This is a genomic window from Acidovorax sp. ST3, assembly GCF_003231145.1.
GTDB lineage: Bacteria > Pseudomonadota > Gammaproteobacteria > Burkholderiales > Burkholderiaceae_C > Acidovorax.
Genome location: NZ_QKVP01000007.1, coordinates 186,822 through 209,076, shown reverse-complemented (window position 1 = coordinate 209,076; position 22,255 = coordinate 186,822). Strand labels below are relative to the sequence as shown.

At 68.1% G+C, this 22,255-nt stretch carries 19 protein-coding genes and 2 pseudogenes; 19 read left to right on the top strand and 2 right to left on the bottom strand.

Translation table 11 applies throughout. From position 1 onward, the window contains the following. Positions 1-2: 2 nt before the first annotated feature. Positions 3-1,490 (bottom strand): PLP-dependent aminotransferase family protein, encoded by a 1,488-nt coding sequence (locus DNK89_RS22215; protein ID WP_110961854.1) that lies wholly within the window; start codon positions 1,488-1,490, stop codon positions 3-5. Positions 1,491-1,627: 137 nt separating this feature from the next. Here DNK89_RS22215 and DNK89_RS22210 point away from each other — a divergent pair, with 137 nt between their 5' ends. The 12 genes from DNK89_RS22210 to DNK89_RS22155 all read left to right on the top strand — a co-directional run bounded on the left by DNK89_RS22210 (position 1,628) and on the right by DNK89_RS22155 (position 10,926). Continuing rightward, a complete protein-coding gene (locus tag DNK89_RS22210) occupies positions 1,628-2,242 on the top strand; it encodes a LysE family translocator (RefSeq protein WP_110961853.1) in 615 nt (204 codons plus the stop codon). Then, positions 2,239-3,156, top strand: a complete 918-nt coding sequence (locus DNK89_RS22205) for a DMT family transporter (RefSeq protein WP_110961852.1) — start codon at positions 2,239-2,241, stop codon at positions 3,154-3,156. The genes DNK89_RS22210 and DNK89_RS22205 overlap by 4 nt, the downstream gene beginning before the upstream one ends. Then, complete coding sequence (locus DNK89_RS22200) at positions 3,153-3,623, top strand: RidA family protein (RefSeq protein ID WP_110961851.1); 471 nt, start codon at positions 3,153-3,155, stop codon at positions 3,621-3,623. The genes DNK89_RS22205 and DNK89_RS22200 overlap by 4 nt, the downstream gene beginning before the upstream one ends. Positions 3,624-3,627: 4 nt before the next feature. After that, positions 3,628-3,957 (top strand): DHCW motif cupin fold protein, encoded by a 330-nt coding sequence (locus DNK89_RS22195; RefSeq protein ID WP_110961850.1) that lies wholly within the window; start codon positions 3,628-3,630, stop codon positions 3,955-3,957. A gap of 98 nt (positions 3,958-4,055) precedes the next feature. Next, entirely contained in the window at positions 4,056-5,261 is a 1,206-nt protein-coding gene (locus DNK89_RS22190; protein WP_238990897.1) for a PLP-dependent aminotransferase family protein, read from the top strand. 6 nt (positions 5,262-5,267) lie between these two features. Continuing rightward, positions 5,268-5,897 (top strand): glutathione S-transferase, encoded by a 630-nt coding sequence (locus DNK89_RS22185; RefSeq protein WP_110961848.1) that lies wholly within the window; start codon positions 5,268-5,270, stop codon positions 5,895-5,897. An 8-nt stretch (positions 5,898-5,905) separates the two neighbouring features. Then, on the top strand, positions 5,906-6,769 hold the full coding sequence (locus tag DNK89_RS22180; RefSeq protein ID WP_110961907.1) for a PhzF family phenazine biosynthesis protein: 864 nt from the start codon (positions 5,906-5,908) through the stop codon (positions 6,767-6,769). 169 nt (positions 6,770-6,938) lie between these two features. Beyond that, positions 6,939-7,814, top strand: a complete 876-nt coding sequence (locus tag DNK89_RS22175; RefSeq protein ID WP_110961906.1) for a PhzF family phenazine biosynthesis protein — start codon at positions 6,939-6,941, stop codon at positions 7,812-7,814. After that, positions 7,811-8,530 (top strand): VOC family protein, encoded by a 720-nt coding sequence (locus DNK89_RS22170; RefSeq protein WP_110961847.1) that lies wholly within the window; start codon positions 7,811-7,813, stop codon positions 8,528-8,530. The genes DNK89_RS22175 and DNK89_RS22170 overlap by 4 nt, the downstream gene beginning before the upstream one ends. Positions 8,531-8,536: 6 nt before the next feature. Further along, on the top strand, positions 8,537-9,178 hold the full coding sequence (locus tag DNK89_RS22165) for a LysE family translocator (RefSeq protein ID WP_110961846.1): 642 nt from the start codon (positions 8,537-8,539) through the stop codon (positions 9,176-9,178). After that, on the top strand, positions 9,175-10,158 hold the full coding sequence (locus DNK89_RS22160) for a threonine dehydratase (RefSeq protein ID WP_110961845.1): 984 nt from the start codon (positions 9,175-9,177) through the stop codon (positions 10,156-10,158). The genes DNK89_RS22165 and DNK89_RS22160 overlap by 4 nt, the downstream gene beginning before the upstream one ends. A gap of 96 nt (positions 10,159-10,254) precedes the next feature. Next, the gene (locus DNK89_RS22155; RefSeq protein WP_015015854.1) at positions 10,255-10,926 is read left to right on the top strand and encodes a histidine phosphatase family protein; all 672 of its coding nucleotides are present in this window, start codon (positions 10,255-10,257) and stop codon (positions 10,924-10,926) included. Between the two features lie 88 nt (positions 10,927-11,014). Here the strand turns inward: DNK89_RS22155 and DNK89_RS22150 are convergent, their stop codons facing one another. After that, positions 11,015-11,866: a creatininase family protein gene (locus DNK89_RS22150; RefSeq protein ID WP_110961844.1), complete on the bottom strand. Its 852-nt coding sequence runs from the start codon at positions 11,864-11,866 to the stop codon at positions 11,015-11,017. 335 nt (positions 11,867-12,201) lie between these two features. On the opposite strand from DNK89_RS22150, the gene DNK89_RS22140 reads away from it, so the two are divergent. The 7 genes and pseudogenes from DNK89_RS22140 (at position 12,202) to DNK89_RS22105 (ending at position 22,251) form a co-directional block, all read left to right on the top strand. Further along, positions 12,202-12,954: an alanyl-tRNA editing protein gene (locus DNK89_RS22140; protein ID WP_110961843.1), complete on the top strand. Its 753-nt coding sequence runs from the start codon at positions 12,202-12,204 to the stop codon at positions 12,952-12,954. Between the two features lie 177 nt (positions 12,955-13,131). After that, the gene (locus DNK89_RS22135; RefSeq protein ID WP_110961905.1) at positions 13,132-16,980 is read left to right on the top strand and encodes a DUF748 domain-containing protein; all 3,849 of its coding nucleotides are present in this window, start codon (positions 13,132-13,134) and stop codon (positions 16,978-16,980) included. 115 nt (positions 16,981-17,095) lie between these two features. Then, on the top strand, positions 17,096-19,336 hold the full coding sequence (locus tag DNK89_RS22130; protein ID WP_203422439.1) for a protein-disulfide reductase DsbD: 2,241 nt from the start codon (positions 17,096-17,098) through the stop codon (positions 19,334-19,336). Positions 19,337-19,382: 46 nt separating this feature from the next. Next, positions 19,383-19,570 (top strand): annotated as a pseudogene (locus tag DNK89_RS22125) (redoxin domain-containing protein); the annotation flags it as partial. A gap of 269 nt (positions 19,571-19,839) precedes the next feature. Then, positions 19,840-20,268 (top strand): annotated as a pseudogene (locus DNK89_RS22115) (thioredoxin family protein); the annotation flags it as partial. Between the two features lie 40 nt (positions 20,269-20,308). Then, positions 20,309-20,824 carry a CoA-binding protein gene (locus tag DNK89_RS22110; protein ID WP_110961842.1) on the top strand — a complete coding sequence of 172 codons (516 nt, stop codon included), beginning with the start codon at positions 20,309-20,311 and terminating at the stop codon, positions 20,822-20,824. Between the two features lie 104 nt (positions 20,825-20,928). Continuing rightward, complete coding sequence (locus DNK89_RS22105) at positions 20,929-22,251, top strand: O-acetylhomoserine aminocarboxypropyltransferase/cysteine synthase family protein (protein ID WP_110961841.1); 1,323 nt, start codon at positions 20,929-20,931, stop codon at positions 22,249-22,251. Positions 22,252-22,255 lie beyond the last annotated feature (4 nt).

The window sequence follows — 22,255 nt, the reverse complement described above, 5'->3', positions numbered from 1 at the left end:
ACTCACCGGGCCTGCTCGTCGCGCACCCGTGCAAAGGTCTTCCAGAACGCCGCCTCCTGCGTCGTCGCGAAGTTGATACGCATGAGGGTGCTGGCTTTGCGCTCGGCATGGAACAGGGCACCGGGCGCGAGCAGGTAGCCCTCGTCCAGCATGCGCTGGGACAGCGCATCGGTGTCCACCCCGGTTTCCACCCAGCCAAACAAGCCCACCGGCTCGGCCGCAAAGGTGCAGCCCGCCCCCAGCGCTAGCTTCACGCTGCGCGCGCGCGCCGCATCCAGCCGGGTGCGGATGCGTTCGGCGTGGCGGCGCAGCTGGCCCTGCTCGATGCACAAGGCCAGGGCTTTTTCCAGCAGCGCGGGTGTGGTCAGCGTGGCCAGCAGCTTGGTGTCGAGCAACTGCTCCACCAGCGCGGGCGGCGCGGCCATGAAGCCGATGCGCCAGTTGGGCGCGAGGATCTTGGCGAAGCCGCTCACGTAGATGGTGCGCTGCAGGCCATCCAGCGCAGTGAGGCGCGTGGCATGCTCGGGCGCAATGTGGCTGTAGGTGTCGTCCTCCACCACGTGGAAGTTGTGCTGGTTGGCCAGCTGCAGCACGCGGTGGGCGCTGCCCGGCGTGAGGCAATAACCCGTGGGGTTGTGGAACACGCTCACGCTCACGTAAAGCTTGGGCTTGTGCACCTCGCAGTAGCGCGCCATCACATCCAGGTCTGGGCCATCGGCGCGGCGCGGCACGGGCAGGATGTGCATGCCAAGCGCCGCCAAGCGCGCAAACTCCACCGCCCAGCCAGGCTCCTCCACCATCACCGGATCGCCCGGGCGCAGCAAGGTGCGGCTCACGATGTCGAGCGCATGGGTGGCCCCCACGGTGGTGATGATGTTCTCGGGCACCGTGTGCACATTGAGCGTGGACAGCTTCTTGGCCAGCACACGCCTCAGGCCTGCATCGCCCAGCGGCTCGCCGTACTGGAGCGAGAAGTCCTGCAAGGCCCGTGAGTTGGTGACCTTGCGCACAGCCGCAGGCATGAAAGTGGACTCCAGCCAGTCGGGCGGAAAGACCCCCATGCCGGGCTGGGGCTTGTCGCTGATCTTGTGGAACATGCCCCGGATCAGCGCCGTGGCGTTGACGGGCGACACGCCCGGGCCTGCGCGGCCGGCTGCACGCGCCGCAAACCAGTGTGCCGTGCTCCAGTTGGCGGCCGCACTCTCCAGCCCGGGGTCCACAGGGTGGGCGTCCTCGTCATCGGCAACATGGGCCGCGCGGCCACTTTCGCGCACAAAAAATCCCCGGTTCTTGCGCGCCTCCACCAGCCCCTGGGCCAGCAGCTGGTCATAGGCCGCCACCACGGTAGACGGGCTCACCCCGTTTTGCTGCGCGCACTGGCGCACCGACGGCAGGCGCGCGCCGGGCGCCAGCAGGCGGTTGCGGATGCGCTCCGAGATCCGGGCCGACAACTGCTCGGTGAGCGACTGGGTGGAGGATTTCATCAGCATGGCAAGGCCCCGGGTGGTGTACTGTCTTCGCAACCAATACAGATTCAATACTGCGCTGAATGACTGTACTGGTCATGTATTGGTTTGCAAGATTACATTGAACCCACACATCCGACAAGAACCCCCTGCCATTCCCCATGAGCGTCGCCGAACTCACCGCCCTGCTGCTGTTTTGCACCGCCATGAGCTTTTCGCCGGGGCCCAACACCACCCTGTCCACCGCGCTCGCGGCCAACCTGGGCCTCAAACGCGCGCTGCGCTTCTGCCTCGCCGTCCCAGCGGGCTGGACGCTGCTCATGCTGGGCAGCGGCCTGGGCCTGGGAGCCCTCATCACTGGCGTGCCCGCCTTGCGCTGGGCGGTCACGCTGCTGGGCGTGGCCTACATGCTGTGGCTGGCTTTCAAGCTCAGCCGCGCCGGCCAGATGACGGCCATCGACACCTCGCGCCTGAACGTGACCTTCTGGCAGGGCGTGGGCCTGCAGTTCGTCAACATCAAGGCCTGGATGCTGGCCCTCACGCTCAGCGCAGGCTGGGTGGTCAATGCCGCCGGACAGCCCGCCGCCAACCCGGGCGAGCGGCTGGCCATCATCTGCGGCGTGATGATGGTGTTTGCCTTCACCAGCAACTTTGTCTATGCGCTGGTGGGCTCGCTGCTGCGCCAGTGGCTGGCGCAGGGCACCCGGCTGCTGTGGTTCAACCGGACGCTGGCACTCGTGCTGGTGCTCACGGCGTACTGGATGCTCACCCTATGAACCGCACACAGGAAAAAGAAGCCCTGCTCTGGGGCCTGGTCGGCGTCACGCTGTTCGCGGCCACCTTGCCCATGACGCGGCTGGCTGTGGGCTCCACCGACGCGCCCCAGTTGTCCCCCTGGTTCGTCACGTTCGGGCGTGCCGCCGTGGCGGGACTGCTGTCCATCGGCTACCTGCTGTGGCAACGCGGGCAGGGGCGCCTGAACCTGCCGGTGCGCGCCGAGTGGCCGCTGCTGGGCATCACAGCGTTCGGCGTGATCGTGGGCTTCCCGTTGTTTCTGGCGCTGGCGCTGCGCCACGTGCCCAGCACCCATGGCGCGGTGGTCACCGCGCTGCTGCCGCTGTCCACTGCTTTGCTGGGTGCGCTGTGGTACCGGCAGCGGCCCTCGGCAGGCTTCTGGGCCTGCGCGGTGCTGGGCAGCGGGCTGGTACTGGGCTTCATGGTGTGGCGCGCAGGCGGCCTGTACCTCGGCGCGGCCAACGTCTATCTGCTGATTGCCATGACCACGGGCGCCCTGGGCTACATCGGCGGCGCCCGTCTCACGCCCCGGCTGGGGGCCGAGCAGGTCATCTGCTGGGTGCTGGTGTGCAGCCTGCCACTCACGCTGCCCGTGGCCTGGTGGTTTGCGCCCGCCGTGCCCTCCAGCATTGGCGCGATGAGCTGGGCGGGCTTTCTGTACGTGGCGCTGTTCTCGATGTGGATCGGCTTCTTTGCGTGGTACCGCGCCCTGGCGCTGGGTGCCGTGCGGGTCAGCCAGATCCAGCTCATCCAGCCCTTTTTGAGCCTGCTGTTTGCCGTGCCGCTGCTGGGTGAACACCTCGATACCGTCACCCTGGTGTTTGCCGTGGCCGTGATCGCCACCGTCTTCATGGGCAAACGGATGCCCATTCAACAACAAGGCGCCCCCGCATGAGTGCCATGACCCCGGAGCAGCGACTGCAACAGCTGGGCCTGGTGCTGCCCACCGTGTCCGCCCCGCGCGGCAACTTCGATGCCTATGTGCTGGACGGCCACACGCTGTACCTGTCGGGCAAGGGATCGCCCCTGCGCAACGACATGGCGGTGGTACCCAAGGTGGGCCGCGAGATCAGCACGGACGAGGCTCGCCAGCACGCCCGCGACGTAGGCCTGCACCTGATTGCCACGATGCAGGCAGCCCTCGGAGACTTGTCGCGCGTGCGCCGCGTGGTCAAGCTGCTGGGCATGGTGAATGCGGTGCCCGACTTCATGCAGCACACCGAGGTCATCAACGGCTGCTCCGACCTGCTGGTGGAAGTGTTTGGAGAAGCGGGGCGGCACGCGCGCTCGGCCGTGGGTGTCGGCTCCTTGCCGCGCGGCTTCGCGGTCGAGATCGAGGCCGTGGTGTCGATCAAGGACTGAAACCATGCATTTGCAGAACATCCCCTTCGCCACCACCGACTGGGCCAGCATTCCGCGCGAAGAAAAAAGCGCCGAAGCGGGCCAGGCCTTCTGGCGCACCCAGACATTTGGCGAGGTGCGCGTGCGCATGGTCGAGTACACACCCGGCTATGTGTCCGACCACTGGTGCACCAAAGGCCATGTGCTCTTGTGCCTGAGCGGCGAGTTGCACACCGAGCTGGCCGACGGCCGGCAGTACACCCTGACACCGGGCATGAGTTACCAGGTGGCGGACAATGCTGAACCTCACCGGTCCACCTCCCCACAGGGCGCCACCCTGTTCATCGTGGACTAAGAAGATATGAACGCGCCCGCCAGGGCTGCTGCCCCCCCATTTTTTGACAACAACTTTGCAACCGTAGCGGCCCAGGCGGCCACCCGCAGGAGATGAGAGTGAAACTGAACGACCTTCCCACCACCAGCACGTGGACCCTGGCACGCCGTGCCGAGCGCATGAACCCCTCGGTCATCCGCGAAATCCTGAAGGTCACCGAAAAGCCCGGCATCATCAGCCTTGCGGGCGGCCTGCCGTCGCCCAAGACCTTCCCGGTCTCCGCGTTTGCCGCCGCGTCCGCCGCGGTGCTGGCCAATGACGGCCCCGGCGCCCTGCAATACGCCGCCAGCGAAGGCTACGGCCCGCTGCGCCAGGCGATTGCCGACTTCCTGCCTTGGGACGTGGACGCCGACCAGATCCTGATCACCACCGGCTCGCAGCAGGCACTGGATCTGATCGCCAAGATCCTCATCGACGAAAACAGCCGCGTGCTGGTGGAAACCCCCACCTACCTGGGCGCGCTGCAAGCCTTCACTCCGATGGAGCCCAACGTGGTGTCCGTGGCCAGCGAAGACCAGGGCGTGCTGATTGACGACCTGCGCGCCAAGGTGGGCACGGGTGCGGACAAGGCGCGTTTCCTGTACGTGCTTCCCAACTTCCAGAACCCCACGGGCCGCACCATGAGCGACGCGCGACGCGCCGAGCTGGTGGCCGCCGCTGCCGAGCTGAACCTGCCTCTGGTGGAAGACAACCCCTACGGCGACCTGTGGTTCGACGCCCCGCCGCCCGCCCCGCTCACGGCCCGCAACCCCGAGGGCTGCATCTACATGGGCTCGTTCTCCAAGGTGCTGGCCCCCGGCCTGCGCCTGGGCTACATCGTTGCGCCCAAGGCCGTGTACCCCAAGCTGCTGCAAGCCAAGCAGGCGGCCGACCTGCACACCCCCGGCTACAACCAGCGCCTGGTGGCCGAGGTGATGAAGGACGGCTTCCTGGACCGCCACGTGCCCACCATCCGCGCGCTGTACAAGCAGCAGTGCGAGGCCATGCTGGCTGCGCTCGACAAGGAAATGCAAGGCCTGGGCGTGCACTGGAACCGCCCCGACGGCGGCATGTTCCTGTGGGTGCGCCTGCCCGAAGGCATGAGCGCCATCGAGCTGCTGCCCAAGGCCGTAGAGCGCAATGTGGCCTTTGTGCCCGGTGCGGCTTTCTATGCCGACAACGCCGACCACCGCACCCTGCGCCTGTCGTTCGTAACCTCCACCGTGGAGCAGATCGCCACCGGCATCGCCGCCCTGGCTGCGGCGATCCGCGAGAGCAAGGGCTGATTCACCATGCTGAGGCTCTGGGGGCGCCTGTCGTCCATCAACGTGCGCAAGGTCGTGTGGGCCGTGCAGGAGCTGGGCCTGCCCTCGGTGCAGCGCACCGACGCGGGCGGCCAGTTCGGCATCGTGCGCGAGGCACGCTACCTGGGCCTCAACCCCAACGGCTTGGTGCCGCTGATCGAGGACGAGGACACGGGCGTGACGCTGTGGGAGTCCAACGCCATCGTGCGCTATCTGTGCGCCCGGCATTCGCTGGGCAACCTGTACCCCGAAGACCTGCCCATGCGCTTTGTGGCCGAACAATGGATGGACTGGCAACAGACCACGCTCAACCCCGCAGGGCGTGATGCGTTCCTCCAGTGGATTCGCACCCCTGCAGCGCAGCGCAACGAGGCGCTCATCGCCGCATCGGTCGCACTGACCGAGCCGCTGATGGCGATGCTCGATGCCCACCTGGCGCGCCAGCCCTTCATGGCGGGTGAACGGTTCACCATGGCCGACATCCCGGTGGGCTGCGAGATCCACCGCTGGTGGGGCCTGCCGCAAGATCGCCCTGCACACCCCCATCTGGAGCGGTGGTACAACACGGTCAGCACCCGCCCCGGCGCCCGGGGCGTGTTGGACCAGCCCCTTGCGTGAGCCTCACCATGCACCAGCGCCCCTTCAAGCAGATCGACGTGTTCAGCGACCGCCCCGGCTACGGCAACCCCGTGGCCGTGGTGCTGGATGCCGACGGCCTGAGCGACAGCGACATGCGCCGCTTTGCGGCCTGGACCAACCTGTCGGAAACCACCTTTCTGATGCCGCCCACAGACGCCGGGCGCGCCGCCGGAGCCGACTACCGCCTGCGCATCTTCAGCCCCAATGGCGAGCTGCCTTTTGCGGGCCACCCCACGCTGGGCACCTGCCACGCCTGGCTGCAGGCAGGCCACCGCCCGCAGCAGGGCGGCATGGTGATCCAGGAATGCGCGCTGGGCCTGGTCCGCATCGCACTGAGCGGCGACACCCTGGCGTTTGCCGCCCCTCCGCTCAAGCGCAGCGCCCCCAGCCCTGCGCTGGTGCCACTGATTGCGAGCGCCCTGGGCCTGCGCCCGCAGCAGATTCTGGGTGCGCAGATGCTGGACAACGGCCCCGTGTGGCTGGGCCTGCTGCTCGACAGCGCTGACACGGTGCTGGGCTTGCACCCCGACCACGCCCGCCTGAAAGACCTGGGCCAGGACGTGGGCGTGATCCATGTAGGACCCGCCGCCAGTAACACCGCCCAGCCCGGCGTGGTGGTGCGCGCCTTTGCCGCCCCCATGGGCAACCCCGAAGACCCGGTGACGGGCACCCTCAACGCGAGCCTGGCCGAATGGCTGATTGCCGATGGCCTGGCCCCCCGCAGCTACCTGGTGGCCCAGGGCGAATGCCTGGGCCGCGCAGGCCGCGTGCACATCCGCCAGGACGATGACCACCAGCTGTGGGTGGGCGGCCGAGCCGTCACCTGCATCGAAGGCACGGTGCTGCTATGACCCCGCACCGCACTGCCCCACGCCCCAGCGGCTAATTGCCCCCTCGGCCCCGCCAGGGCGCCGAGCCACAACCACCTGTTTGCACACCGGGCCACACCCCGGTGAGCCCCCGGCGTGCCCGGCCCACCCCGCTTTACTGCCCGCTTGATTGACCAAGGACCTGACCACCATGCACCAACGCCCCTTCCAGCAAGTCGATGTATTCACCGCCACGCCCTACCGAGGCAACCCCCTGGCCGTGGTGCTGGACGGTTCCGGCCTCAGCACCGAAGCCATGCAGGACTTCACCAACTGGACCAACCTGTCCGAAGCCACCTTCCTGCTGCCCCCCACACCGGAAGGCCGCGCCGCCGGAGCCGACTACCGCGTGCGCATCTTCTGCCCCGGGCGCGAACTGCCTTTTGCAGGCCACCCCACACTGGGCAGCTGCCACGCATGGCTCAAGGCCGGCGGCCAGCCCCAGGTGGCAGGCCAGGTGGTGCAGGAATGTGGCGTGGGCCTGGTCACGCTGCGGCAGGATGGGGAGCGCCTGGCCTTCGCCGCGCCGCCCCTCATCCAAAGCGGCCCGCTGGCCGAAGATGACGTGGCGCTGATTGCCCGGGGCCTGGGCGTGGCGCGCAGCGACATCCTGCACCACGCCTGGTGCGACAACGGCCCCAACTGGCGCGGCGTGATGCTGCGCAGCAGCGAGCAGGTGCTGGCGCTGAAGCCCGACGCCAGCATCCTGGGCCAGCTGGACGTGGGCGTCGTGGGCCCGCGTGGAAAAGTCGGCGTCATCGGCAGCACCGACGCCGAAGGCATCGCCTTTGAAGTGCGCGCCTTCTTCCCTGGCAACAACGGCCTGGCCGAAGACCCTGTGACCGGCAGCCTGAACGCCGCGCTGGCCCAGTGGCTCATAGGCGCCGGGCTGGCCCCCAAGCAGTATGTGGCCGCCCAGGGCACCTGCCTGGGCCGCGCCGGGCGGGTGTTTGTGGAGCAGGACGGCGACACCATCTGGGTCGGCGGCAACTCGGTCACCTGCATGACCGGTGAGGTGCTGCTGTGACCGCCACCTCCACCCAGCAACCCGCCTGCGTGGACCACCTGGTCGTGCTGGCGGCCGACCTGGCCAGTGGTGTGGCCTGGTGCCAACGCACGCTGGGCATCACCCCCACGGCGGGCGGCGAACACCCGCTGATGGGCACGCACAACCGCATCTTCAACGTCTCCAGCCCGGCGCATCCGCGCGCTTACCTGGAGATCATTGCTATCAACCCAGGAGCATCCAAGGCAATATCCACTAGCGCAAGGCGCTGGTTTGACATGGATGACGCCAAATTGCAGGGCCAGGTGGCGCAACACGGCCCCCAGCTCATTCACTGGGTGGCCAGCGTGCCCGACGTGGCGGCCGCATGCACCGCGTTATCGGCGCTGGACATCGATCGCGGCGCCGTCATCACCGCCAGCCGCCCCACGCCCCATGGCCTGCTGCAGTGGCAGATTACCGTGCGCGATGACGGATTGCGCCTGATGGACGGCTGCCTGCCCACGCTCATCCAGTGGGGCGCGGCGCACCCCTGCGACAGCCTGCCCGCCAGCGGCGTGCAGCTGGAGCAGCTTGCACTGCAGCACCCGCAAGCCGCCACATTGCAGGCCGCGTGCACCGCCGTGGGTGTCGCCGCCTCCGTCCTCGTCACGCCGGGCACCGCGCCGAGCCTCTCTGCCCAGCTCCGCACGCCACGGGGCCCCGTCACCCTCACTTCAGTCACCTCTCAGGAGTAAACCGCCATGCTGTTTTCGTTGCAGGAATTGCTGCTCTTCGCGCTCGCCGCGCTCGTGCTGGTGCTCACGCCGGGCCCCAACATGGTGTATTGCGTCTCGCGCAGCCTCACCCAGGGGCCGAGCGCCGGGCTCATCTCGCTGACCGGCGTGGTGCTGGGTTTTGTCGTGCACCTGCTGGCGGCGGCGCTGGGCCTCACCGCGCTGCTGGCGGCCGTGCCGCTGGCGTTTGACGCCATCCGCTACGCCGGCGCCGCCTACTTGCTGTGGATGGCCTGGCAGGCCGTCAAACCCGGTGGCGCCGCGCCTTTTGAAGCGCGCAACCTGCCGCACGACAGCCCGCGCACCCTGTTCCTCATGGGGTTCATGACCAACCTGTTGAACCCCAAGGTGGCCATGTTCTACCTGTCGTTCTTCCCCCAGTTTCTGCACCCCGAGCGCGGCCAGTTGCTGCAACAAAGCTTGACGCTGGGCGCGGTACAGATCAGCACCAGCGCCGCCGTCAACGCCTTGCTTGTGCTGGGCGCCGCGCGCGTGGCGCTATTCCTCAACCGCAACGCTGCCTGGATGCGCGCCCAGCGCTATTTCATGGGCACCGTGCTCGGTCTGCTGGCCCTCAAACTGTTGACTGAAAAGAAAGCCGCCGCATGAACACCCGCCTCGACCCCACCGCCCTGCTGCCCACCCTGGCCGACATCGAAGCCGCTGCCGAGGTGGTGTACCGCGACTTCGCCGCCACGCCCCAGTACCGCTGGGGCCTGCTCAGCCAGCGCCTGGGCGCCGACTGCTGGCTCAAGCACGAGAACCACACGCCCGTGGGCGCGTTCAAGATCCGGGGCGGCCTGACCTACTTCGACCAGCTCGCCCAGCGCGGCGCGCTGCCCTCTGAGGTCATCAGCGCCACACGCGGCAACCACGGCCAGAGCATGGGCTGGGCCGCACGCCGCCACGGCGTGGCCTGCACCATCGTCGTGCCGCGCGGCAACTCGGTGGAGAAGAACGCCGCCATGCGCGCGCTGGGCGTCACGCTCATCGAACACGGCGACGACTTTCAGGAAGCGCGCGAACACGCCATCCAGCTCGCGGCCCAGCGCGGGGCCCACATGGTGCCCAGCTTCCACCCCGACCTGCTGCGCGGCGTGAGCACCTACTGGTGGGAATTTTTGCGCGCCGTGCCGCAGCTCGATGTGGTGTACGTGCCCATCGGCCAGGGCTCGGGCGCGTGCTCGGCCATTGCGGCCAAGCTGGCGCTGCAGCACCCGGTGCGCGTGGTCGGCGTGGTCAGCAGCCACGCCACCACCTATGCCGATTCGCTGGCCGCAGGCCGCGTGGTGGAGGCACCGGTGACCACCCAGCTCGCCGACGGCATGGCCTGCCGCGTGGCCGATGCCGAGGCCCTGGCCGTGATGGCGCCACACATCGACCACATCGTGCAGGTGAGCGACGCCGAGGTGGCCGCCGCCATGCGTGCCCTGTTCACCGACACCCACAACGTGGCCGAAGGCGCAGGTGCGGCGGCGCTGGCGGCGGCGCTGCAGGAACGCGACCAGCTACAGGGTTTGCACGTGGGCCTGGCGTTGACGGGCGGCAACGTGGATGCGCCCATGTTCGGCAGCGTTCTGGCGGGCTGAAGCCCTTGCAGCTTCAACCGAAAAAGCTACACATTTAATAGCATCGGTCGCTTTTGCGACAAACGCCTGCGGCGGGTTCTGATCACAATCCGCCGCATGGGAACCCTCTACCTCGTGCGCCACGGCCAGGCCTCGTTTGGCGCGGAAGATTACGACCAGCTCAGCGCGCTGGGCCGCCAGCAGGCGGTGCGCCTGGGCGAACACTGGCGCGCACGCGGCTTGGGGTTTGACGCCGTCATCACCGGCACACTGCGCCGCCACACGCAGACGCTGGAAGGCATCGCCGAGGGCCTGCAGACCACGCCCAATGCGCTGCAGTTGCCAGGCCTCAACGAATACGACAGCCACGCACTCATCGCCGCCATCCACCCCCAGCCCCTGGGCCCGGCCGACACGCCCGAGCGCTACCGCGCGCACTTCCGCATCCTGTGCGACGCACTGGCGCAGTGGATGGCAGGTGTCATCAGCCCCCAGGGCATGCCCAGCTGGAACGAATTTTCGGCCGGCGTGCGCAGCGCGCTGGACCATGTGCGCCACCACCACGCAGGCCAGAACGTGCTGCTGGTGAGCAGCGGCGGCCCCATCTCCACGGCCGTGGGCGAGGTGCTGGGCACGGCGCCCGAGGTCACCATTGCGCTGAACATGCGCATCCGCAACAGCGCGGTGACGGAGTTCTCCATCTCGCCCAAGCGATTGATGCTGCAGACCTTCAACACGCTGCCGCACCTGAATGAGCTGGAGCATGCGCAGTGGGTCACGCACGCCTGAGCACCGAGATTTCGGCTTTTTGAGCCTTTCAGGCTGCTTGCGTTAGTGGATCATGCGCCAGTAGCTATCAATAAGATAGCAAATCGATTCAACCCAGGTCAGGCCCGCTCGCCAGGGTAGATAGCGGCAGCGCCTGCAGCTCCTGCAGCAGCGCCACCAGTTGCTGCGCTGCAGCGTCTACCACCGCTTGCCCCTTGTCGGCCGTGGCTGCGGCCGCGTCACCCACGGCACCCGCCGGGTGGTAGTCCTGCATCTGCCAGCCCAGCTTGGCGCTTTTGCCGTTGCCCAGGATGGCGTAGCGCTCCGACCGGTCTTGTGAAGTGGAGCGGAAGTTCTGCGCCTGTTCCATGCGCACCGTGGCGGGCGCCAGGTGCAGCATCATCGATGTCTCGATCTCGCCTGCGTGGATGCCAAAGCGGTGCTCCTGGGCGCTGAACTGGCCCGCTACCGCGTCTGGCAGCGGCAGGCTGAACCAGCTGGCGCTGTAGACGATGAGATCGCATCGCGTGCGCAGCTCGCGCGCCACGATGTCCATCACGCTCACCTGGCCGCCGTGGCCGTTGAACAGCAGCAGTTTCTGGATGCCCGCGCGCGCCACGCATTCACCGATCTCGGTCCACAGCGCAATCACCGTAGCGGGCGACAAGGTGAGCGTGCCGGGAAAGCGGATGTGCTCAGGGCTCAGGCCCACGTTCTGTGGCGGCAAGAACAGCACGGGCAACTCGGCGGGCAGCTGCGGCAGCGCGGCATCGATCACGCCTTGCAGCAGCGTCGCATCCACCGACAGCGGCAGATGCGGCCCATGCTGCTCAATGGCCGCCACCGGCAGCACGGCCACCACCTCTTCAGCCCGCCCGCTGGCCTTTAGCGCCGCGAAATCACGGGTGGACAAGTCGGCCCAGAAGCGGGAGGGCAAGGGAATCAATGCGGCAGAAGTCATGCGTGCATGGTAGCGGCGCTGTTGGCGCCTGGGAAACAGGCAGCGGCGCCGCTCAGAACCTGTTCCAAGTCTTTTTGGAAATCGCATTGGAGTGCAATCGGGATGAGTGGATGCTTCGGATGCGCCGCATGGGCTCGTGCCCATGCAAGCAGCCGGGGCGTCCAATCGCCCGATTTCACTCCAACCCTGCGGGCAAGTGCCTTGCCGGGCGGTCTGCGGCGTTGCGGCGCTTGTGGATAGCCGTGCTATCAACTGCGCACCGCGCCTTGCACCCTATCCCGGCAAGGGACTTGTGCGACTCCAAAAAGACTTGGAACAGGTTCTAAGATGCCACCATGACCCAAGACCTCTTCCGCCAAGACGCCTACCTGCGCGAATGCAGCGCCCACATCACCGCCGTCACCGATGCCGGGATCGTGCTGGACCAGACCGTGTTCTACCCCCTGGGCGGCGGCCAGGCCGGCGACAGCGGCGTGCTGGTGCTGGCAGACGGCACGCAGATCACCATTGCCGACACCCGCAAGGGCAAAGACACCGAAGGCAACCCCACCAGTGACATCGTCCACGTCCCCGCCCCCGGGCAGGAAGACCGCGTGGCGCAACTCACGCCCGGTACGACTGTCACCGCCCGCATCGACTGGGACCGCCGCTACCGCATGATGCGCCTGCACACCACCAGCCACCTGCTGTGCCACGTGGTGCCGCAGCTGGTCAACGGCTGCTCCATCACGCCCGACTACGCGCGGCTGGACTTTGCGATGACCGACCCGCTGGACAAGGAGCAACTGACGGCCGCCATCGCCACCCTGGTGGCCGCTGCGCACCCACTCACCGTGGCTTCGATCAGCGACGAAGAACTGGACGCCAACCCCGCTCTGGTCAAGAGTATGAGCGTGCAGCCGCCCCGGGGCACCGGGCGCATCCGCACCATCCGCATCGGGGGCGAAGGCGGCGCGCCGCTGATCGACCTGCAGCCCTGTGGAGGCACGCATGTGGCCAACACCGCGGAGATCGGCGGCATCGTCGTCACAAAGATTGAAAAGAAAAGCGCCACCACTCGCAGGGTGGTGCTGGGCTTCGCCCAATGAGCGGCGCCTGACCCCACTGTCAACAATCTTGAGCCACCGCAGCCCCCGGTTGCATTGGCTTACGCAGGCAGGCATACAACGGGGACAATAGCGCCCGCGCGCAGCAGCCGCCCGGCATCCGGGTAGCGATGACCGGGCCTCCCCCTGGGGCTGCGGCGCCTACCCTTGTCTGCCGCCATGCCGATCTCCCTGCGCTCCGTCTCGTTTGCCACCCTGCGCCAGCACCGCTGGTTCCGCCCCGCCGTCCCCGCGCTGGCGGGCTTGATCGCTCTTTGGCTGGTCACTTGGCTCGCCATCCCGCCGATGGTCAAGGGCCCGCTGGAGCGCATCGCGTCCGAGCAACTGGGCCGCACCGTGACCATTGGCGACATCGACTTCCAGCCCTGGAGCCTCGAATTTGCGCTGCGCGACGTAGCCGTGGCAGGTGCCAATGGTGCGCCCCCGCAGCTGACCATTGGCCGCATCTATGCCGATGGCGAGCTGCAATCTCTGTTTCGCCTGGCGCCCGTGGTGGATGCCTTCACCATCGACAACCCGGTGCTGCGCATCACCCACCTGGGCGACGGCCGCTACGACGTGGACGACATCATCGCCAAGGTCACCGCGCCCAAGAACGACCCCGAGCCCGACCAAGGCCCCGCGCGCCTGGCGCTGTACAACCTGGCGCTCACTGGCGGCAGCATCGACTTCATCGACAACACCATCAGCGAGACCCACGAGGTGCGCGCGCTGACGCTGAAAGTGCCGTTCATCAGCACCCTGCCCTCGCAGCGCGAGGTGAAGGTGGAGCCCCACCTGGCCTTCACGCTGGACGGCAGCCGGTTTGACTCGTCCGCCGAGGGCACGCCGTTTGCGCAGACCGGCAAAGCCGACGCACAGATCCGGCTGGATGGGCTGAACCTTGCGCCCTACCTGGGCTACCTGCCGGCCAACCTGCCCGTGAAGGTGCAAGGCGCCACGCTGGATGCAGATGTGAAGGTGGCCTTTGAGCAGCACCCGCGCATGGCCGTGAAGCTGAGCGGCACCGTGCAAGCCAGCGGTGTGCGCATGGCCGACCGCCAAGGGGCCGACCTGCTGAGCTACGAGCGCCTGAAGATCGACATGGCCGATGTGCGCCCGCTGGAGCAGATCGTGCGCCTGCAGCATGTGGAGCTGACGGCGCCGGTGGTCACGGCCACGCGCGATGCGGCGGGCCAGATCAACCTGGCACAACTGGCGGCGCCTGCACAGCCTGCAACGCCCGCCAAGGACAAGACCACCGCATCTGCAGTGCCCGCATCTGCCGACGCTGTATCTGCTCCAGTGGCCAGCGCCAGCACAGCCTCCGCCTCTGTGGGTGAAGGCAAAGGCAAAGGCAAAGCCAAGGCCAAAACAGCCGCCCCCGCCTGGGTGGTCGAAGTCGCCACGGCCGCCGTGCGCGGCGGCACCCTGCGCTGGGCCGACGCCACCACGCGCCCCGCCGCGGCCCTGCAGGCCACCGAATTTGCGATGGAGGCCGCCGACATCGCCCTGCCCTTTGCCAAAGACAACGCCAAGCCCTTCACCTTCAAGGGCGGGCTCAACCTGCAGGGCAGCACGCTCAGCTTCACCGGCGAAGCCACGGACCAGAAGGCCCAGGTCAACACCACCCTGAACGCCCTAGCCCTGCAACTGGCCGCGCCCTACTTGGCCCAGGCGCTGGAGCCCACGGTGACCGGCCAGCTCAGCGGTGATGTGGGTGTGACCTGGCAAGCCCCCACGGGCGCTGCCGCACAGGCAGGTGCCACGGGTGTCACCCTCAAGGCGGGCCCCCTGGCGCTGGAGCAACTGGCCGTCAAGCAAGGCAAGACCACCTTGGCCAGCCTGGGCAAGCTGGAGATTGCGGGCGCCGAAGTGCCCCTGGACGCACGCACCGCCACGCTGGAGCGCCTGGCCATCACCCAGCCGCAACTGGCGGTGGAGCGCGGCGCGGACGGGCGCTGGATGTTTGAACGCTGGCTGAAATCGGAGAAGGCGGCGCCCGCTGCGCAAGGCAGCGCCACGGCCATAGCGGATGCAGCCCCCGCCAGCAACACCGCGCCCTGGAAGCTGCGCGTAGCCGACTTCTCGGTGCAGGGCGGCACGGTTTCCCTGGCCGACAACGCCCAGCCGCGCCCCGTGGCGCTGGACGTGACGGCCCTGGGCATCACCGCACGCAACCTGGCCAGCGACGGCAGCAAGCCCGAGGCCTTCACGCTCACCGCCCGCGCCGCCGCGCCGGGCAAGGGCGGCAACAAGGCCGTGCCCGGCACGATCGACTACCAGGGCACGCTGGCCCTGCAGCCGCTGACCACCCAGGGCAAGCTGGACGCCACCCGCCTGCCGGTGCACGCACTGGACGGCTACCTGGCCAGCCAGCTGTCGGTGGAGCTGCTGCGCGCCGACGTGGGCTACCGGGGCCAGGTGGCGCTGGCGCAGACGGACAAGGGAGTCAGCCTGCGCCTGAGCGGCGATGCGGTGGTCGAAGACCTGCGGGCCAACAGCACGGCCGCCTTCACCCCCAAGACCGAGGCCCAGGTGGGCGAGGAACTGCTGGCCTGGAAGAGCCTGAACCTGCGCGGACTGGCCGTGGCCACCGCCCCCGGCACCGCGCCGCGCGTGGAGGTGAAGGAAACCAGCCTGGTTGACTTCTTTGCCCGCATCACGATCAATGAGGCGGGCCGCATCAACCTGAGCGACATTGCCAAGACACCGGCCGAGGCCCAGGCCGCCAACGCAGCCAGCGCTGCTGCCAGCACAGCGGGACCCACCGCACCGGCCCCCGCCACAACCGCATCGGCTGCGCCAGCTGCCACCCCCACGGCCGCCGTGGCCCAGGCCGACCCGCTGGCCCCCGTGGTGGTCTTTGGCCCCGTGAGCCTGGTCAACGGCAAGGTGCTGTTCTCGGACTTTTTCATCAAGCCCAACTACTCGGCCGACCTCTCGGAGCTGACCGGCAAGCTCAGCGCGTTCTCCTCCGAAGCGCCCGGCGGTGATCCCGTGCTGGCGGACCTGGAGCTGCGCGGCCGCGCCGAGGGCTCGGCGTCGCTGGAAGTCACCGGCAAGCTCAACCCGCTGGCCAAACCGCTGGCGCTCGACATCGTGGGCAAGGTGCGCGATCTGGAGCTGCCCCCGCTCACGCCGTATTCCGTCAAGTACGCCGGGCACGGCATCGAGCGCGGCAAGCTCAGCATGGACGTGAACTACAAGGTGCTGCCCAACGGCCAGCTCACCGCCAGCAACCGGCTGGTGCTGAACCAGCTGACCTTTGGCGAGCCCGTGGAGGGTGCACCCAACAGCCTGCCCGTGAAGCTGGCCGTGGCCCTGCTGGCCGACCGCCAGGGCGTGATCGACCTGGACCTGCCCATCAGCGGCTCGCTCAACGACCCGCAGTTCCGCATCGGCCCGGTGATCTTCAAGATCATCATCAACCTCATCGGCAAGGCGCTGACCTCGCCCTTCAGCCTGCTGGCCAGCGCCTTTGGTGGTGGCGAGGAGATGAACCATGTGCCCTTTGCCCCCGGCAGCGCCACCCTGACGCCCGAGGCGCAGCAGAGCCTGGACAAGGTGGCCAAGGCCCTGGCCGACCGCCCCGCGCTCAAGATCACCGTGACCGGCACGGCCAGCCTGCCGGACGAACGCGAAGGCCTGCAGCGCGAGCACCTGCAGCAGCTGGTGCTGGCCGAAAAACGCCGCGCCAACCCGGCGGACACCGCCCCCGTGTCGGCCGCCGAGTACCCCGCACTGCTCAAGGAGGTGTACCGCCGCGCCGACATCCCCAAGCCGCGCAACCTGGTCGGCCTGGCCAAGGACCTCACCGTGCCCGAGATGGAAGCCCTGCTGCTGGCCCACCAACCCGCCACCGAGGCCATGGCCGCCGAGCTGGCCACGCAGCGCGGCCAGGCGATCCGCGCGTACCTGGTGGCGCAAAAGTTGCCGGTGGAACGTCTCTTTGTGGCGGCACCGAAGTCAGACAAACAAGCCGAAAAGTGGACACCGCGTGCGGAATTGACGCTAGCGACACAATAAGCGGCTGGCTGGCGGGACGTTCTGGGCGAATCTCCCGCCAGCCAGTCCCATCGCCCCGCAGGCAGAGCGCAGGGCGCCGGAACCAATCCCGCCCCGCCCGCTCCCACACTGCACCATGCCTTCACGCCTGTTCCACCGCTTTGCAGCCACTCTCTTTTTTATAGCTGCCAGCGCTTTATGGACGGGCGCCAATGCCCAATTTGGCTCCAAAACTACCGGCCAGGGCACCAGCGTGGTCACCACGCCCTATGTGCGGGCCGAGCTGCTGGCCCATGCGCCGCAGGGCGTGGCGCCCGGCCAGCCGCTGTGGCTGGGCCTGCAAATCACCCACCAGCCGGAGTGGCACACCTACTGGAAGAACCCCGGCGACTCCGGCCTGCCCACCGACCTGGCCTGGACGCTGCCCGCCGGGCTGGATGCGGGCGAGATCGCCTGGCCCCTGCCCAAGAAGATCCCCATCGGCACGCTGGCCAACTATGGCTACGAAGGCACGGTGCTGCTGCCCGTGCCCGTGACGGTGGCCAGCACCTACGCCCCCGGGCCGCTGGCCAAGGACGCCACCATCCAACTGCGCGCCTCGTGGCTGGTGTGCCGCAAGGAGTGCATCCCTGAAGAGGGTGAGTTCACGCTGCAGCTGCCCATTCAGAGCACCACCGCGCTGAACGGCGCGGCCTTCGAGGCAGCCGCCAAGGCCCAGCCCCGACCCGTGCTGGCGGGCACCAACGGCATCGTGCCCGACAGCCAAGCGCAGATCGCGGACGGCAGTCTGCTCAGCGTCAGCGTGCAGGGCCTGCCCGTGGCGCTGCGCGGCAAGACGCTGGACCTGTTCCCCGAGACCGCCGAGGTCATCGACAACGCTGCGAGCTGGAAGCAAGCCTGGAACGGCAGTGTGTGGACCGCGCAGATCCCCCTCTCGGCCCAGCGCAGCGCCAGCCCCAGCCTGATGCCCGTGGTGCTGGCCGAGCAGGCGGCCCCAGGCCACGGCCCCGACACCCGCACCGGCTACCGCGCCGAACTGAAGGTGCTGGGCACCTGGCCGCAGGGCGCGTCGGTGGCTGCGGTATCGCCCGCGCTGGAGGCCGCGCTCAAGGCCAACGCGGCGCAGGCGGGCGGCGCGGCAACACCGGCTGCGGGCTCCGGCGCCTCGTCCCTCACCCTCACTGCCGCGCTGCTGGGCGCCTTGCTTGGCGGGCTCATCCTCAACCTCATGCCCTGCGTGTTCCCGGTGCTCGCGATCAAGGTGGTGGGATTCACCCAGCATGCGCAGGACCGGCGCGCGCACCGCATCAGCGGCATCGCCTACACGGCGGGCGTGGTACTGTCGTTCATCGCCCTGGGCGCGCTCATGCTGGGCCTGCGTGCGGCGGGCGAGGCCGTGGGCTGGGGCTTTCAGCTGCAGTCGCCCGCCGTGGTCGCATCGCTGGCGGCGCTGTTCACGCTGATCGCGCTCAACCTGGCGGGCGTGTTCGAGTTTGGGCATTTCCTGCCGTCCTCGGTGGCCAGCCTGCAGGCGCGCCACCCGGTGGCCGACAGTTTTCTGACCGGTGTGCTGGCTGTGGCCGTGGCCTCGCCCTGTACTGCGCCGTTCATGGGCGCGTCCATGGGGCTGACAGCCACGCTGCCTGCGCCCCAGGCGCTGGCAGTGTTTGCCGCGCTGGGGCTGGGGCTGGCGCTGCCGTACCTGGCAGCCAGCTTGGTGCCCGCCGTGGCACGCGCCCTGCCACGCCCCGGCGCGTGGATGGACACCTTCCGCAAGCTGATGGCCTTCCCCATGCTGGCCACGGTGGTCTGGCTGGTGTGGGTGTTGGGCCAGCAAAGCGGCATCGATGGCGCGGGTGCGCTGCTGATCCTGCTGGTGGGGTTGTCGCTGGTGGTGTGGGCCCTGTCGCTGGCAGGCCGCGCACGGGTGTGGATGGCCAGCGTGTCCATCGCGGCCATGGCCTTGCTGGTCTGGTCCTTTGCGCCGCACATCACCAACGTGCCCACCACACAAAGCGCTACCCAGGCGTCGTCGGCCACCGGCTGGCAACCCTGGGCCCCTGGTGCGGCCGAGCAGATCGTGGCAGGGGGCCGCCCCGTGTTTGTGGACTTCACCGCCGCCTGGTGCGTAACCTGCCAGTACAACAAGAAGACCACGCTGGCCCACGCCGACGTGCTGGCCGACCTGCAGACCAAGAACGTCGCCCTGCTGCGCGCCGACTGGACGCGACGCGACCCTGCCATCACCGCCGCCCTGGCGTCGCTGGGCCGCAGCGGCGTGCCGGTGTACGTGTTCTACCGCCCCGGCAAGCCGCCGGTGGTGCTGACCGAGGTGCTCAGCGTGGACGAGGTGCGCGCCACCATCGCCCAGTTGTAGCCCTCCCCGCTTTCGACCACCCGCCAACCCTTCAGGAGACCCCGCCATGAAGCTGCTTCGCCGAACGTTGATCGCCACCGCCGCCCTGGTCGCCCTGGGCGCCCAGGCCGCCGCCACCGTGGGCCAGCCCGCGCCCGACTTCACGCTCAAGGACACCAACGGAAAGACCGTGCGCCTGTCGGACTTCAAGGGCAAACACGTGGTGCTGGAGTGGACCAACCCCGGCTGCCCCCTAGAGCCTGTTTCAAGTCTTTTTGGAGTCGCACAAGCGCCTTGCCGGGATGGGGTGCAAGGCGCGGTGCGCGGCCAATAGCTCGGCTATTGGCAAGCGCCGCAACGCCGCAGACCGCCCGGCAAGGCACTTGCCCGAAGGGTTGGAGTGAAATCGGGCGATTGAACGCCCCGGCTGCTTGCATGGGCACGAGCCCATGCGGCGCACCCGGAGCATCCACTCATCCCGATTGCACTCCAATGCGATCTCCCAAAAGACTTAAAACAGGCTCTTGGTCCGCAAACACTACGACAGCGGCAACATGCCCGCCACACAGAAGGACGCCACCAGCCAAGGCGTGGTGTGGCTGTCCATCAACTCCACCGAAAAAGCCAGCAGCGACTACCTGGAGCCCGCCAAGCTGATGGCCTGGAAGCAGGAGCGCAAGGCCGCCCCCACCGCCGTGCTGATGGACGAGGAAGGCACCGTGGGCAAGAGCTACGGCGCCCGCACCACGCCGCACCTGTACATCGTCAACCCGCAGGGCCAGCTCATCTATGCGGGCGGCATCGACAGCATCCCCTCGGCCCGCCCGGCCGACATCGAGAAGGCCACCAACTATGTGAAGGTGGGGCTGGCGGAGGCGCTGGCGGGCAAGCCGATTTCGGCAGCGACGACAGCGCCGTATGGGTGCAGCATCAAGTACAAGTCGCCGGCTTGACCTGCCGCTGCGAACCCGAGGGCATGCGTACACTGTTTGCATGCTCCACACCCCCGACACCATCAGCACCCTGCGCCACCTGCTCACCGCCTGCCGCACCATCGCAGTGGTGGGCCTCTCGCCGCAGTGGCATCGCCCCAGTTACTTTGCCGCCAAGTACATGCAGGCGCATGGCTACCGCATCGTGCCGGTCAACCCGCTGGTGGCGCGTGAGGGCGGGCAGATTTTGGGCGAGGCGGCCTACGCCAGCGTGACCGAGGCGGCCGCCGCGCTGGCAGCGCAGGGCCAGAAGATCGACATGGTGGACTGCTTTCGCAAGAGCGAGGACATCCCGCCACTGGCCGACGAAGCCGTCGCCATCGGCGCACAGTGCCTGTGGCTGCAGCTGGGCGTGTTCAACGAGGCCGCCGGCCTGCGCGCTGAAGCGGCGGGGCTGCAAGTCATCCAGAACCGCTGCGTGAAGATCGAACACGCGCGGCTGTTTGGCGGCCTGGGCTGGATGGGCGTGAACACACGCGTGATCAGCGCCAAGCGCCTACGGCAGCTTCCTTACTAGCAAATTGATAGCTGCCAGCGCATATCGCACTGGCGCTTGCGGCTAATTTCATTCAAATTCCTTCACCCAACCCCCTGCGCAGCACTGCGGGCTGCGCCACCGCCATGACAGAGCCCACATCCAGCGGCGCCGACCGCCACTTCGGCTTCGGCACACGCGCCATCCACGCGGGCGCGCAGCCCGACCCCGTGACCGGCGCGCGCGCCACGCCCATCCACCAGACCACCAGCTTTGTGTTCGACAACGCCGAACACGCGAGCAGCCTGTTCAACCTGCAGACCTTTGGCAACGTCTACAGCCGCATCAGCAACCCCACGGTGGCGGTGTTGGAGGAGCGCATCGCCAGCCTCGAAAACGGCCGCGCGGCCCTGGCCTGTGCCAGCGGCATGGCCGCGCAGATGGCGGCGCTGTTGGCCATCCTCAAAACCGGCGACCACATCGTGGCGGCCAGCACGCTGTATGGCGGCACGGTGGGGCAGCTGGGCGTGGGCTTTTCGCGTCTGGGCATCGAGACCACGTTTGTGGACCCGGCCGACCCCGAGAACTTTGCACGCGCCATGCGCCCCAACACCCGCGCCGTGTATGGCGAGACCATTGGCAACCCGCTGGTCAATGTGCTCGACATCGCGGCCGTGGCCGAGGTGGCGCATGCGCATGGCGTGCCGCTCGTCATCGACAACACGGTGGCCAGCCCCTACCTGTGCAACCCCTTGCAGTGGGGCGCCGACATCGTGGTGCACAGCGCCACCAAGTACATCGGCGGGCACGGCACGACCATGGGCGGTGTGGTGGTGGAAGGCGGCAAGTTCCCGTGGGACAACGGCAAGTTCCCCGAGATGGTGGAGCCCAGCCGCGCCTACCACGGCGTGAAGTTCTACGAGACCTTTGGCGACTTCGGCTACACCATGAAGGCACGCATGGAGGTCAACCGCACCTTTGGCGGCGTGCTCTCGCCCATGAACGCGTGGCAGCTGTTGCAGGGCGCCGAGACGCTGCACCTGCGCATGCGCGAGCACTGCCGCAATGCGCTGGCCGTGGCGAAGTTTCTGCAAGGCCACCCGCAGGTGGCGTGGGTCAACTATCCGGGTCTGTCGGATTCGCCGTATTTCGACCTGGCGCAAAAACAGTTCCGTGCTGTGGACGGCGCGCCGGGCGCCTCGGGCATCCTCACGTTTGGCGTGAAGGGTGGCGCGGCGGCGGGTGAAAAGTTCATCGACGCCTGCGAATTTTTGAGCCACCTCGCCAACATCGGCGACGCCAAGACGCTGGTGATCCACCCTGCATCGACCACGCACCGGCAACTGAACGAAGAAGAGCTGGCCCGCGCAGGCGTGAGCGCGGACATGGTGCGGTTGTCGGTGGGGATTGAAGACCTGGATGACATCCTGTGGGACATCGACCAGGCGCTGGGGCGCGCAGCGGGCTGATCGC